Consider the following 13,831-nt stretch of genomic DNA (forward strand, 5'->3'; position numbering starts at 1 on the left):
CGCAGTCAGCGGCTCTGAGATTAGGCTTGAAGCCCTGTCAGTAAACGTTCTAGCTGATCACTTTGCTGACGTAATTGCTTGATGGTGTGGGTTGTGGATTGAATCGTTTTATGGATTCCTGATGCTTTTTGGCGAATCTCTTCGACGCTGGCGGCGATATTGTCCGCCACGACACCTTGTTCTTCCGCCGCCGTCGCAATTTGAACACTGCTGTCAGAGATGGACTGGTTTTTCTGAGCAAGAGCATTAATTTCACCACTCACATCGGTCATGAACTGATGCCCCTGATTAGCACTGGCTACCGTCACTTCCATAAGCTTAGTGAGCGACTGGCTATTACGTTGCAGTGCTTCAATCATAGATTGAATTTCCACCGTGGCGCTCTGTGTTCTGCCAGCCAACGCTCGAACTTCATCTGCTACTACGGCAAAACCACGGCCTTGTTCTCCAGCACGGGCTGCTTCAATGGCGGCGTTCAACGCCAATAAATTGGTTTGCTCGGAGATGGCATTGATCGTAGAAACCACGGCATCGATTTGGGCTGCATTGCTATCAAGCTCTGTAACGGCATGAGAAGCAGAGCTGATTTCATTCGCGAGCTGACCTACCGAGGTGAGTGTTTGGGTCACTTTTGTTTGACCAGTATTGGCCACGCGTTTGGCTTCTTCGGTCTGTTGGCTTGCATTATGGGCTAGACTCGCCACTTCTCGGATCGTCGATGCCATTTGCTCCGTAGCACTAGCCAGTGAATTCAGGTGCTCTTGTTGGTTTTCTGAAGCGCCAGAACTACTTTGTGCTGATAAATTGAGATCGGAGCTAATTTGCTGCATCAGCGCAACCGACTCTTGGATAGAGTGAACCAATTTCTGCTCACGCTCAGCCACTTTATCGAAAGTAATCGCGATTTCGCTGAACTCATCACGCACTGGGAAGTAGTTCATGCGGTAGGTCAAATCACCTTGGCTGAGAGTCTCAAGAGCCTTATGTAATGAATACATCGCCCCACCAATAAACGTCATGATGTAGTAAACACCGGCAGCGAGTATCAGCAGGGTTACACCAATTATCAACCAATGACTGATATTGAGCGCATGCCATAAATCCATATTGTGGTTGGCGATTAAACTGAGAGTTCCATCCATGATCGGCATAGCATTCACGCCATTACCTAAGGTAATGGTGTCAGATTTGGCTATTATTGAAGAGACTTGTTGCGCTGAAAGTGAACCGGCTTCGATCAGATCTTTCAACAGCACCAATTCTTGACGATAAAATTGTGCAAGCATCAGATCCGCTGCACGGTCTAAGACTAACGTCACACTCACCAAGGCTGCGATAGGGAAGAAAAACAACAGATAAAATTTTTCTTGGATTTTAAGATGAATCAGGTACTTATCTATCCAGCGGAAGGGGATCTCTTTCATAGTTTACGGCTCAAGTTGTGAATCTGGGAAAGGGAAGGTTATGCGCAAAGCAGTATATCATTCGGTACATTAAGGGGTTAAGGCGATGGTAACAAAATGCGACAAATTCATCGTATCGGGCTATGTTCAAGGCGTGGGATTCCGTTATCACACTTCCAATCAAGGGTTGAAATTAGGTTTGACGGGGTATGCAAAAAATTTGAATTCAGGCGAGGTTGAAGTGGTGGCTTGCGGTTTACCAGAAAAGTTAGAGCAATTTTATGAGTGGTTACACGAAGGCCCAAAAACAGCCAGTGTTGAGCAAGTGACCCGTACGGGGTGTCTGCCAGAAAAAGAGTACGCAGGATTTGAAATTTTGTAATTAGTCGGGCTAAAAACCGCCCACAGAAGCAAGTTTGTGGCTTACCTCTGCGGCCAGTTCATATCATGAGAATAGGCGTTATAAACACTTCGCAGGTTTTGGTAAGCCTGCAAGCTTAGTGGCTTGTTTCGCTGGCCCCTTGGGGAACAATTTAAATAGATACTTGCTGTTGCCTTTATCTGGTCCATGCTCTTTTTCCATGGCTTTCACGAGCATCCGAATCGCGGGAGATGTCTTAAATTCTTCATAGAACTTACGTACAAAATGAACCACTTCTAAATGGGCATCGCTCAACTCAATCCCTTCCTGCTCAGCGAGCAAGGCAATCATGCCTTCTTCCCATTGTGTGTAGTCCAAAAGGTAGCCTTGGGCATCGGTTTCAATCGTTTGGCCGTGATATTCAAGCATATTTAGATTCTGTGGTTAGACAATTTGGGCTTAGGGTAGCGAAGCTCAAGGCGGGGCTCAAGTACAAAAAAGCCCGAAGGAATACCTTCGGGCTTAGGAATGTCATTATGCGGCGAATTAATCGTCGTTCATGATACCAAGAATGCTCAGCAAGCTTGTGAACAGGTTCAAGATATTCAGATACATAGAAATCGTCGCTGAAATGTAGTTGGTTTCTTCACCACGTACAATTCGGCTGGTATCAAACAAAATGAAACCTGAGAATACTAATGCAGAGGCACTACTGATGGCCAGATGAGCCACGCTTGATCCTACAAAGATATTGATCAGTGAAGAAACAATCACAATGATCAAACCGGCAAACAAGAAATTACGCATGAAAGAGAAATCTTTCTTGCTGGTAATGGTGTAAGCCGATAGACCTAGAAAGACCATACCAGTCAGCCCCAACGCTTGCGCAATAACGATAGAACCGTTAGGCATTGCGGCATAGAAATTCAGCATCGGGCCGAGTGCACCACCCATCAATCCAGTAAAGACAAATGTCCATACCACACCAGATGAAGAGTTAATGGCTTTAGGCATAACAAAAAACAACACACCAATCGCAGCCAACTGCATCACCAAAGCGACGATAGGAGAGATGCCGATAGCCATTGTTGCCATGGCGGCGATAGCACTAGTGACAAGAGTCATGGAAAGCAGGAAGTAGGTATTCTTTAAAACCTTGTTGGTTTCGAGAGTACGTTCCAAGCTGGAAGTTCTGGTAAACATTGGCGTATTCATACTTTTCCTCTATTAAAAGTACTGATTGCGATGTGAACAGTTATGAGGCTCAATCCCATAAATTTCAAGCCCCTTGTGCTGTTTAAACCAATAATAATCAAAATTGGTTGTGAAGGTGATGTGGAGTTGTAACACGATATTTCATTAGGTTTGATGAATGTAGCGATATTGTTGTCTTGTATTTAAAAGCATTCAGAAGCGGGTGAGCGCTTCTGAATGTGAGTCGGATAGAGAGGGCGTTAGCTAAACTTCGCGAGATCAGTGGTGTAGAATTTGCGCAAGGAAGTTTTGTGTGCGATCTGATTGCGGATTTTCAAAGAACTCCTTGGGATTGTTTTCTTCGATAATTTCGCCAGCATCCATAAAAATGACGCGATCGGCTACTTCTTTGGCAAACCCCATCTCATGAGTTACACACAGCATGGTCATGCCTTCTTCGGCGAGTTCAACCATTACGTCTAACACTTCTCGTACCATTTCGGGGTCGAGGGCGGAAGTCGGTTCATCAAACAGCATGACCTGCGGATTCATACAAAGTGAGCGAGCAATCGCCACGCGTTGTTGTTGACCACCAGAAAGTTGCCCTGGGTATTTATCCGCTTGCTCAGGAATACGAACGCGAGTGAGGAATTTCATCGCGATCTCCTCTGCTTTGTCTTTGGGCATTTTTTTGACCCAAATCGGCGCAAGAGTACAGTTTTCCAGAACCGTTAAATGTGGAAACAGGTTGAAATGCTGAAAACACATACCCACTTCACGGCGTACCAATTCAATATTTTTCAAATCTTCGGTTAATTCATTTCCCGCCACAATAATTTGGCCTTTCTGATGTTCTTCGAGGCGGTTAATACAGCGAATCATTGTCGATTTGCCTGAGCCTGAAGGGCCACAGATAACGATTTTTTCGCCTTTTTTGACATTCAAATTGATGTTTTTGAGTACGTGAAATTCCCCATACCACTTATTCATATCTTTTATTTGAATCATCAGTTCTTGATTGAGTTGTTGCGTCATAATACGTTCCTTGCAAGTGACTTATCGTTTGTGACCGGTGTGGAGTTTGCCTTCAAGCCATATCGAATATCTCGACATGCCGAAGCAGAAAACCCAGAACACTAACGCGACAAAAACATAACTTTCTGTAGCAAATCCGAGCCAGTTAGGGTCGGTATTCGCTGATTGACCAATGCCGAGCACATCAAACATACCGATGATCAGCACTAAGCTGGTGTCTTTAAACAGGCCGATAAAGGTATTTACAATCGATGGAATGGTGATTTTTAAAGCCTGAGGCAAAATAATCAGCCCCATTTTTTTCCAATAACTCAAACCCAGTGCGTCAGCGGCTTCATATTGCCCTTTTGGGATGGCCTGTAAGCCACCACGAATCACCTCGGCCATATAAGCGGCACTGAACATGACCACGCCAATCAAAGCGCGTAGCAATTTGTCAATTTCGCTGCCTTGAGATAAAAACAGTGGCAGCATCACTGATGCCATAAAGAGAACCGTAATCAGTGGTACGCCTCGCCATACTTCAATATAGACAGTGCACAAACTGCGAATAATCGGCATATCGGAGCGACGCCCCAATGCGAGGGCAACGCCAATCGGTAAAGAAGCAATAATACCGACCAAAGCGATGATGAGTGTGACTAATAATCCACCCCATTTGTGGGTTTCGACCACCTCAAGCCCGAATAGCCCACCATAAAGCAGGATCGCGGCGAAGAAAGGGTAGATATTGACAAAAACTAACCATACCCACGTTCTTTTTGGTGTTTTCTCATACGCAAGCAGCGCGACGAAAAGCGCGAGCGTGAAGAAGAATAGCCTTGGTCTCCATAGCTCAGCCGCAGGGTAGAAGCCATACATGAACTGCTCCCAGCGTACGCTGATGAATACCCAGCATGCGCCATCGAGAGTACAGTCATTACGTGTACTGCCACTCCAGTTAGCATTGATGATTGCCCAATCTAAAATATGCCAAATACCTTGGAGTGCGAAGTAACCTAATACCAGCGTGGCTACACTATTGAATGGACTATTAAATAAGTTTTTACGCAGCCAGCCGATAAAGCCAGTGGTATTTCCTGGTGGCGGTAGGCTAGGTTGAAATTGATGTGTTTTCATAATTATCTCTCCACCAGAGCCACTTTGCGGTTATATAAGTTCATCAAAGCCGAGGTAAGTAAGCTCAAGCTCAGATAAACCAACATCGTCATCGAAATAATTTCAATCGCTTGACCCGTCTGATTGAGTGTTGTGCCCGCAAAGACCGACACCAGATCGGGATAACCAATTGCCATCGCGAGGGAGGAGTTTTTGGTTAGATTCAAATATTGGCTAGTAAGTGGAGGAATAATAATTCGCAAGGCCTGAGGAATAATCACTAATTTCAATGTTTTGGAGCGTGGTAAACCCAGAGACATTGCAGCTTCCGTTTGTCCATGGCTTACCGCATTAATCCCTGATCGCACAATTTCTGCAATGAAGGAAGCAGTGTAGATGGTTAAGGCAACCAGTAAAGCCGCCAGTTCGGGCAGTACAGTAATACCCCCTTGGAAGTTGAAACCACGTAATACGGGGTATTCTGCCGTAATGGGCTGGCCGAGCAGGTAATAAACCAGCACGGGGAATACAACGCAAAGTAGTATCGCATAGCGCCCCATTGGTGTTTGTTGTCCAGTTAAGCGTTGGCGATTTCTCGCCCATATGCTTAATACCCAACAAGCGGCAGCTCCAGCGAGGAGTGCGACAAATACCCACATGCTGCTCGTTTCAAAAATCGGTTTAACGAGGTAGAGGCCTTTAACGTTTAAATAGAGCCACTCACCGACATGCATACTTTGTTTTGCCGAAGGTAAGGCTTGTAATACAACGAAGTACCAGAAGAAGATTTGTAGCAGCAAGGGAATGTTACGAAAGGTCTCAATGTAAACAGCGGCCAGACGACTAATCAACCAGTTGCTTGATAAACGTGCAATACCTAATACGAATCCCAGAAGTGTGGCGAGAATAATACCCAATAAAGAAACCAGAGCGGTATTGAGTAAGCCGACTATGAAGGTTCGACCGTAACTGTAAGTCTCATCATACTCTACCAGTGATTGGCTGATACCAAAGCCAGCCGGTTGATCTAAGAACGCGAATCCGGTGGCGATCCCCCTAGACTCAAGGTTGGTGAGCGCATTGTTTACTATGGTGTATAGAAAAAAGACTAAAGCGCAAACAGCAATAAACTGAAAGGCGGCAGAACGAAAAGTGGGGTTATAAAGCAAATTAGTATGCTTCGAATGTGCGTCAGAAGGTGATGACGCCGCGTTATTTGTGGGTTTCATACAGCAATAACCTCTTATCCATATTTGTGTTTGGCGTTGTGCCTTGCACAGATTCCTTTTTGACTTAAAGCTGCAGCACGCAGTGAAACGTGACATGCTGCAGCTCTAAGGTGGTCAGGTATTATGGTTATTCATTAACGGATAGGTGGTGCGTACATAAAACCGCCTGCGTTCCATAGTGCATTCACACCGCGGTCAATTTGGAGTGGTGAACCTTTACCGACGGTACGCTCAAAGCTTTCGCCGTAGTTGCCCACTTGTTTCACGATTTGATAGCTCCAGTCATCACGGATGCCAAGACCAGTACCTTTCGGACCATCAAGACCCAGAATACGTTTTACTTCAGGGTTTTCTGATTTCATCATTTCATCAACGTTTTTCGATGTAATGCCGTATTCTTCCGCGTTCACCATTGCATACAGTGTCCATTTTGCAACGTTGAACCATTTATCATCATCTTGGCGTACTACTGGCCCAAGCGGTTCTTTGGAAATGATTTCGGGTAATACCACGGCAGAATCCGGTTTTTCTAGATTCAGGCGGAGGGCGTAAAGGCCGGATTGATCCGTCGTCAACACATCACAACGACCCGCATCAAAGCCTTTAGAGGTTTGTGCTGCAGTATCAAATACCACGGGTTTGTATTTCATGCCGCTGTTGCGGAAATAATCGGCAAGGTTAAGTTCGGTGGTGGTACCCGACTGTACGCAGACAGATGCACCATCCAATTCTTTCGCGCTTTTTACTCCTAGGTCTTTTTTCACCATGAAGCCTTGTCCGTCGTAATAGTTCACGCCAACAAAGTTGAGGCCGAGTGCACTATCACGCTGTAAAGTCCAAGTGGTGTTACGTGATAAAACATCAATTTCACCAGATTGTAGTGCGGTGAATCGTTCTTTCGCCGTAAGTGGAACAAATTTGACCTTGGTTTTGTCGCCGAGCACTGCCGCCGCAAGTGCTTGGCAATATTCAACGTCAATTCCTTCCCAATCCCCTTTCGCATTTGGGTTAGAAAAACCCGGTAAGCCTGTACTGACGCCACAAGTAATGAAACCTTGAGATAACACTTTGTCTAGAGTGCTTTCTGCGGCTGACACTGATTGGGCCAGTAACGCAGACGAGGCTGCGACGACAGAAGCAAGAACAGTGAGTTTATTCGCCATTTGTATCCTTCCTGTTTGATCCGTTTTTGACCAGGTGACACCTGATACAAGGGTTCAGCTATGTTGTGTTTCTAAGTTATTGGTCGATGCCGTTGTGGTTGCACATTGACAAATCAACCAGTTGTAAGCGTAGGTAAGGATGTAAGATTTCTCAAACTACTCGTGAAAAGAGTTGCTTAATTCGTCAATTCCCTAACAGCGCCAAGAATGGCGAAGTGTTAAATAAATGTAAATAGTGCAACTGGGTGACAGAGTGGTGCAACAGAATGGCGTGGTGGTGAGTAAATAAACTTGTAATTAATAGTTCTGTTAATTTGTTAAGGTTTAGTCGGATTCACTAATTTATGGGTGAAATTTGCACAGATTTTATTTCATTCGGGTTATTAGATGATTTTCTTGCCCCATTTTTGGTAGCATGAACTCAAGTTAAGGATAAACAACCATAAGAAGTACTATGCGCTATTTTCCGTTGTTTCTGGATCTGACAAACAAGCCTGTACTGGTCGTGGGGGGCGGTGAGGTTGCTTGTCGAAAAATTGATGCATTGCTGAGAGCGGATGCCAAAGTCACGGTGATTTCTCCGCACGTTGCTCCCGCGTTGCAAAACTGGATCCAAGAAGGGAAGTGCCACTGGATTCAGCATTTTTATTCATCACACTGGTTGGATAAGCGTTATGTTCAAGTGTGGGCGACCACCGATAATCCAGAACTCAACCACCAAGTTCATAAAGATGCGAAAGAGCAGGGAATTTTGGTTAACGTAGTGGATGATCAACCCTACTGTGATTTTATTACCCCTTCGATGATCGAGCGGGGGCGCATCCAACTTGCTATATCTAGCGGTGGTGCCTCCCCAGTTTTGATCCGTAATATTCGAGAAATCCTTGAGTCAGTATTAGCGCAAAATCTAGGATTATTGGCCGATTTTGCCGCATCCAAGCGTAACTCGATAAAAGATTTTCTGCCGAATGTAGATCTTCGACGTCAGTTTTGGGAGCGTTTTTTTGCCCATCCCGAGGTGAAGAATGCACAAGATAGAGAAATTTTAGAGCGAATATATATTCACTTGCTCGGCCAGCCTACCGACAAAACGTTCAGTATTACGTGGATAGAGTTTGGACGTGATGTGGAGCTGCTTTCATTAAAAGCGCTGCGTTACATGCAGCAAGCGGAGTTGGTTTTACATACTCAACATTGCCCGTTTGCTTTTGTCGATTTGTGTCGACGTGATGCACAAAGGCAAAGTTTTTATTCTTCTGTCGAATTGAGCACGTTACTTTCAGCCGCGCAGCAGGAGAAACAACAGGTGTGTGTGTTGATCCCAGGAGGATGTAGTGAATATGTCTTATTACAAGGGAAAGCACGAGTGCTCAAGTTGGCGGAACAAGTGTAAAAGGTAAGGCAGAGAACTGCCTTACCGAACTGAGTTATTCTTCAATTTCACTCAAACAGCCGAGCGCAAAACGTTCAATCGCGACGGCGACACCATCTTGATCATTGCTTAAAGTAATGTGATCCGCGATGCGTTTTGTTTCTTCCATGGCATTCGCCATGGCGATCCCCAACCCTGCAAATTCAAGCATGTGATGATCATTTTCCGCATCACCCATACAGATAACTTGATGAGCACTGATACCTAGATGTTGGGCTATCGCCTGTACACCCACACCTTTATTACTGCCTATATTGAGAAATTCTAAAAAGAACGGTGCACTTTGTACGACGGTAAACTCTTCTCGCCATTCTTGAGGCAACTGGTTTATTGCATTACTGAGCTTATCCGGCTCACCGACGATCATGGCTTTGATGATGGGATGGTCATCAGCCAGCTGTTCAAAGTCCATCTCTGTAATGCTGAGCCCATTAATGGTGGCTTCAACCTCGGTATATTGGCTGGTTTTTGGGGTAATCAGCCCGTGAATTTGGCTAAAGGCGTGGGTGTTTAATCCCCATTCTTGTGCTAGACGAGCAACCCGTTTTGCAGACTTACCATCAATGATCTGCTGATGAATAATCTCACCACTTCCTACATTTGCCACCATCGAACCGTTGTAGTACAGCACATAATCGTTATGGCTCGTCAGATTTAGCTCTTCCAATTTGCTACGCATTCCATCAATGGGGCGACCTGATGCTAAAACCACTTGAATACCTTGCTGGCGAGCCTGAGCAATGGCTTGCTTTGTGCGAGGTGAGATTTGCTTTTGGCTATTGAGTAGTGTGCCATCCATGTCGAGCGCAATCAGTTTGTACATCGGTTACCTACGTAAAGTGGAAGAGAAGGAAAGAGCTTGATTATATACACTTCCAGATTGAACTGTGAGCTATCGAACTGAAAAATGAAAATGGGAGTAATTTTGTGCGGTATCTATGCATTTAAATTGACCTCGATCGCCATCTCCATTATGGTCTGCCCCCTGCAACTCTGTTTATCTCTATTAGGTCGTTCATCTTGTACCGAATTAATGAAATGTTTGAAACCATCCAAGGCGAGGGCGTATTTACGGGGGTTCCAGCGGTGTTTGTGCGTTTGCAAGGCTGCCCTGTTGGGTGTGCTTGGTGTGATACAAAGCAGACGTGGGAAAGCTTAGACGCCGATCAAACCTCATTTTCTCAAATCTTACTTAAAACTAGCGATGCTCCTACATGGTGTCACGCGAGCGCTCAAGATGTTGTTCAACGTTATCAAACACAAGGTTACCAAGCCAAGCACATTGTGATCACCGGTGGCGAGCCTTGTATTTATGATTTGACTGAATTAACGCAAGCTTTTGAAAGTATCGGTTGTCATTGCCAAATTGAGACGAGTGGAACTTATGAAGTGCGTGCCACTCCCTTAACTTGGGTGACGGTGTCACCTAAAGTGGCGATGAAAGGCAAGTTACCGATCCTCGACTCTGCATTACAGCGCGCTAATGAAATTAAGCATCCTGTTGCTACCGAAAAAGATATTGATAATCTTGATGAACTGTTAGTACGAGCAAAAGTGACCGAGAAAACGGTGGTGGCTTTGCAACCGATTAGCCAAAAGCCTCGTGCTACAGAGCTATGCATCCGCACTTGCATTGCCCGCAACTGGCGGCTCTCAATTCAAACTCATAAATATCTCAATATTGCTTAAAGGGAATACATTATGAATAAAGCAGTCGTCGTGTTTAGTGGTGGGCAAGATTCAACCACTTGTCTAGTTCAAGCATTACAAGAGTTTGATGAGGTACATGCCATCACTTTTGATTATGGCCAACGCCACAAACTTGAAATTGAAGTGGCGCAAAAATTGGCTAAACAGCTCGGCGTTACCGCACATAAAGTGATGGATGTCAGCTTGCTCAATGAACTGGCAATCAGCTCATTAACCCGAGATGACATTCCCGTATCACATGAGTTACAGGCAAATGGTCTACCTAACTCTTTTGTGCCGGGACGTAATATCCTTTTCCTCACCCTAGCCGGTATTTATGCCTATCAAATAGGGGCAAAGACGGTGATTACGGGAGTATGTGAAACGGATTTTTCAGGCTATCCCGATTGTCGAAATGAGTTTGTACAATCGATGAATCAATCTCTAGCGAAAGGGATGGATATGCCGTTAACCATTCGTACCCCGTTGATGTGGCTCAATAAGGCAGAAACGTGGGCATTAGCAGACCAACTCGGTGCTCTTGAGCTGGTGCGTCAGCAAACCTTAACCTGCTACAACGGGTTGATTGGTGATGGTTGTGGTGAGTGTCCAGCTTGCCATTTACGCAAAGCTGGACTCAATGACTACCTCGACAATCGCTCTGATGTACTCAATGCGTTGATGAGCAAGCAGTCAGTAGCCCAGTAGTCGGGTCTGCGGCATCAACCACACCACTTCGACCATTCTTCTTGGCGATGCTGAGCGCGGTATCCAGTTGAGGGTAGAAGTGGTGTTCGTTAGCTAAAGAACCATCCAGTGCCAAATAGCTCATTGTTACACTGAAGGCTTGGCTAGCGTTCAGTTGTGACTCATCTTGAGTATTCACCGAGTAATGAAGGGCGAATATCCGTGTTTCGGCACTGGTACGATCGCTGTTTGGCATCACAATTAAAAACTCATCGTCACCTAATCGACACAAGAAATCCTCAGAGCCGAGCTGTTTTTGCAGTGTATTGACCATGCTTTGCAATGCTGCGTCCCCATGCTCATATCCAAAATGTTCATTGAACTCACGCAACTGATCTATATCGAGTAAAGCCAGCAGGTGCGTTTGCTCAGAACGAGTACATGCAGCAATATGCGTTAAACGTTCTAAGCCAGCCGTCCGACTGAGTACTCCGTGAAGGCGATCTTGTGTACTCTGTGCACACTCTCTTTTACGTCGATAGTAAGCAAAAGGCAGGGCTAGGGCGAGTAAGAGAATCAGGATGGAAAGCGAAATACGTTGCCACTTCAACACTTCGTATTTCTCGGTTAAGGTTTGATAGTTTTCACGCCAGAAGTTGACACTGCGTTTTTGTTCTAACTCTGCTTTAGAAAGGTCGAGAGCCTCAAAAGCTTTGCGTTGTTCCGTATTACGCAATTGCAACTCGCTTTCCGCATATTGACGATACCAGTTCAATGCTTGTTGATATTGCTGTTGATGGTCGGCAATCGTGGCTAACTGCAGTAAGGATTCTGCTTTGATCCGCGGGAGAGATGCACTCTCAGCAATCGTGATGGCTTGGTTCGCATAATCGACGGCTTGATGATATTTCTGCTCTTTCAAAAAAGCTTGTGAAAGCGATAAGTAGATGAGGCTTTGCAAGTATTGATCCTGATGTTGATTGACATAGTCCAACGCTTGCAAAAGGTGCTGATCGCCTTCGGTAAAATTGTTTAATTCAACATAAGCTTTGCCGAGTCCAAGGTGAACATAAGCAAGGCCAAAGAGGTAATTGCTGGGAGAGAGCAATTTCTCTGCTTGAATAAAATGTTCAATGCTCTGTTCATACTTGCCTTGTTTGAAATAAACATCGCCTAAGCTGTGCTCAACTTGTGCAATCAATAAGGGATTACCTTGCTGCTGGCGGTATTCCAAAGCTTTATTCAGGTACTCTAAGGCCGGTTCATATTGTCCTAAGGTGCTCATTAACAGACCCACATCATTGTAGACCGCAGAGGGATCTACATAGTCTGGTAAGAGTTTCAGCAGAGTGTCGTAAACCCCTAATGCTTCTTGATATTCACCCAAATACTCAAGGTTATTCGCCACTAAATGTAAACCGCGATAGCGCGGAAAAAGAGGATCTTCTGCATTCAGTAAACGCTGATCCATCTGCGAACAGTAAAAACGTGCTTTGTAAGGTCTACCATGGCGTTGAAATAATCGGCAAAGGTGATATTCGAACAACACCAAACCATCTTGGTCATCTTGTTGTTTCATATCCGAATAAAATGCCAGATATGTCGCTTCGGCGTTTTGATAATTGAGCGCCTCTTCTTGATTCAGTGCTTCTAAGAAACGTTGTTCGGTTGCCGTATAAGCATCTTGTGCCTCTGCTGTTTCGCCATAGTAGGGTTGGCCTTTGAGCACAAAATAGCCTTGAATTTTAGAAATAATATAGAGTTTTTCCGTACCATCAGGCAGAGAGCGGTATCGATCGCGCAACAACTGCAATGCACTTTCATCATCTTTATACAGTGATTTCGCGTATACCTCCTCCCACGCTGAGCGTTCGGAAGCGGTGCAGAGAGAGGCAAACAGACTCAGTACCAGCAACGAGAGTTTCAAATAGAGTTTCATAGTTTGATAGTGTGATCTTGGTTCGGAAAATATATAGAACAGTCCCTTGATAAACAATAGCTTATTCAGTGTGTTGTCTCATTTTGTGATGATGGCGGCATGCTAACACAAGATATTTACCAGGGTGATGTATTGGCCACGTTTCTTGGTTTTTCCTCATCAATAGAATGTGATAAAGAAAAGGCTGTATGAAATTACAGTATTTTAGTTGACAATCGCATAAAGCTAACTATGCTGTAATTATATACAGCAAAGGAGGGCTTAATATGTTTTTAGATACTTTAGAACGTGTTAATCGTTTGCGCCAAAAAGCGATGAACAACCCTGAATTTCTTCAATCAGCTAAACAGCATGAAGAAACCTTGCAGCATGTAGAGCAATACTTCGAACCAAAGAGAGCTCGTAAAATCGCGCCTAAGCGCCAAAAAACACTGGCTGATATTTATGATCAAGCAGATTTTGGCGGACGTCCTGATGGAGTAACTCACTAACACTATGATGATACGTCAAAAAAAGGATGCGATTTCACTTGCATAACAAGGGGGAGTGCTGTTGATTGATAACAGCACTCGCGAATCGTTAATTTACAACTAAACTGAAT

Annotated in this window: 14 protein-coding genes; 5 read left to right on the plus strand and 9 right to left on the minus strand. The window is 44.8% G+C overall.

Going from position 1 to position 13,831, the window contains the following annotated elements:
- Positions 1–20 precede the first annotated feature (20 nt).
- Positions 21–1,424, minus strand: a complete 1,404-nt coding sequence (locus tag MKA69_RS10550) for a methyl-accepting chemotaxis protein (protein ID WP_305847988.1) — start codon at positions 1,422–1,424, stop codon at positions 21–23.
- Between the two features lie 85 nt (positions 1,425–1,509).
- On the opposite strand from MKA69_RS10550, the gene yccX reads away from it, so the two are divergent.
- On the plus strand, positions 1,510–1,785 hold the full coding sequence (yccX, locus tag MKA69_RS10555; protein WP_305847989.1) for an acylphosphatase: 276 nt from the start codon (positions 1,510–1,512) through the stop codon (positions 1,783–1,785).
- A gap of 78 nt (positions 1,786–1,863) precedes the next feature.
- Here yccX and MKA69_RS10560 read toward each other — a convergent pair whose 3' ends face one another.
- The 6 genes from MKA69_RS10560 to MKA69_RS10585 form a co-directional block, all read right to left on the minus strand.
- Entirely contained in the window at positions 1,864–2,193 is a 330-nt protein-coding gene (locus MKA69_RS10560; protein ID WP_000895363.1) for a TusE/DsrC/DsvC family sulfur relay protein, read from the minus strand.
- Positions 2,194–2,310: 117 nt separating this feature from the next.
- Positions 2,311–2,979 (minus strand): Bax inhibitor-1/YccA family protein, encoded by a 669-nt coding sequence (locus tag MKA69_RS10565; RefSeq protein WP_305847990.1) that lies wholly within the window; start codon positions 2,977–2,979, stop codon positions 2,311–2,313.
- Between the two features lie 258 nt (positions 2,980–3,237).
- Positions 3,238–3,993 (minus strand): amino acid ABC transporter ATP-binding protein, encoded by a 756-nt coding sequence (locus tag MKA69_RS10570; RefSeq protein ID WP_000193742.1) that lies wholly within the window; start codon positions 3,991–3,993, stop codon positions 3,238–3,240.
- Between the two features lie 21 nt (positions 3,994–4,014).
- A complete protein-coding gene (locus MKA69_RS10575; protein WP_000848142.1) occupies positions 4,015–5,112 on the minus strand; it encodes an amino acid ABC transporter permease in 1,098 nt (365 codons plus the stop codon).
- A gap of 2 nt (positions 5,113–5,114) precedes the next feature.
- Positions 5,115–6,320 (minus strand): amino acid ABC transporter permease, encoded by a 1,206-nt coding sequence (locus MKA69_RS10580; RefSeq protein ID WP_055032698.1) that lies wholly within the window; start codon positions 6,318–6,320, stop codon positions 5,115–5,117.
- Positions 6,321–6,454: 134 nt separating this feature from the next.
- Positions 6,455–7,483: an amino acid ABC transporter substrate-binding protein gene (locus tag MKA69_RS10585; RefSeq protein WP_305847991.1), complete on the minus strand. Its 1,029-nt coding sequence runs from the start codon at positions 7,481–7,483 to the stop codon at positions 6,455–6,457.
- A 454-nt stretch (positions 7,484–7,937) separates the two neighbouring features.
- Here MKA69_RS10585 and MKA69_RS10590 point away from each other — a divergent pair, with 454 nt between their 5' ends.
- Positions 7,938–8,876 (plus strand): bifunctional precorrin-2 dehydrogenase/sirohydrochlorin ferrochelatase, encoded by a 939-nt coding sequence (locus tag MKA69_RS10590; protein WP_095468149.1) that lies wholly within the window; start codon positions 7,938–7,940, stop codon positions 8,874–8,876.
- Between the two features lie 34 nt (positions 8,877–8,910).
- Here MKA69_RS10590 and MKA69_RS10595 read toward each other — a convergent pair whose 3' ends face one another.
- Positions 8,911–9,738 carry a Cof-type HAD-IIB family hydrolase gene (locus MKA69_RS10595; RefSeq protein WP_095468148.1) on the minus strand — a complete coding sequence of 276 codons (828 nt, stop codon included), beginning with the start codon at positions 9,736–9,738 and terminating at the stop codon, positions 8,911–8,913.
- 215 nt (positions 9,739–9,953) lie between these two features.
- Here MKA69_RS10595 and queE point away from each other — a divergent pair, with 215 nt between their 5' ends.
- Positions 9,954–10,604, plus strand: a complete 651-nt coding sequence (queE, locus tag MKA69_RS10600) for a 7-carboxy-7-deazaguanine synthase QueE (RefSeq protein ID WP_000464242.1) — start codon at positions 9,954–9,956, stop codon at positions 10,602–10,604.
- Between the two features lie 12 nt (positions 10,605–10,616).
- The gene (queC, locus tag MKA69_RS10605; protein WP_055028504.1) at positions 10,617–11,312 is read left to right on the plus strand and encodes a 7-cyano-7-deazaguanine synthase QueC; all 696 of its coding nucleotides are present in this window, start codon (positions 10,617–10,619) and stop codon (positions 11,310–11,312) included.
- On the opposite strand, the gene MKA69_RS10610 is transcribed toward queC, so the two are convergent.
- On the minus strand, positions 11,275–13,230 hold the full coding sequence (locus MKA69_RS10610) for a tetratricopeptide repeat protein (protein WP_305847992.1): 1,956 nt from the start codon (positions 13,228–13,230) through the stop codon (positions 11,275–11,277). The genes queC and MKA69_RS10610 overlap by 38 nt on opposite strands.
- 266 nt (positions 13,231–13,496) lie before the next feature.
- Between MKA69_RS10610 and MKA69_RS10615 the strand changes: the two genes are divergently transcribed.
- The gene (locus MKA69_RS10615) at positions 13,497–13,721 is read left to right on the plus strand and encodes a hypothetical protein (protein ID WP_055027112.1); all 225 of its coding nucleotides are present in this window, start codon (positions 13,497–13,499) and stop codon (positions 13,719–13,721) included.
- Positions 13,722–13,831: the final 110 nt, after the last annotated feature.

The organism is Vibrio sp. AH4, from assembly GCF_030710545.1.
In the GTDB taxonomy this organism is placed as follows: domain Bacteria; phylum Pseudomonadota; class Gammaproteobacteria; order Enterobacterales; family Vibrionaceae; genus Vibrio; species Vibrio metoecus.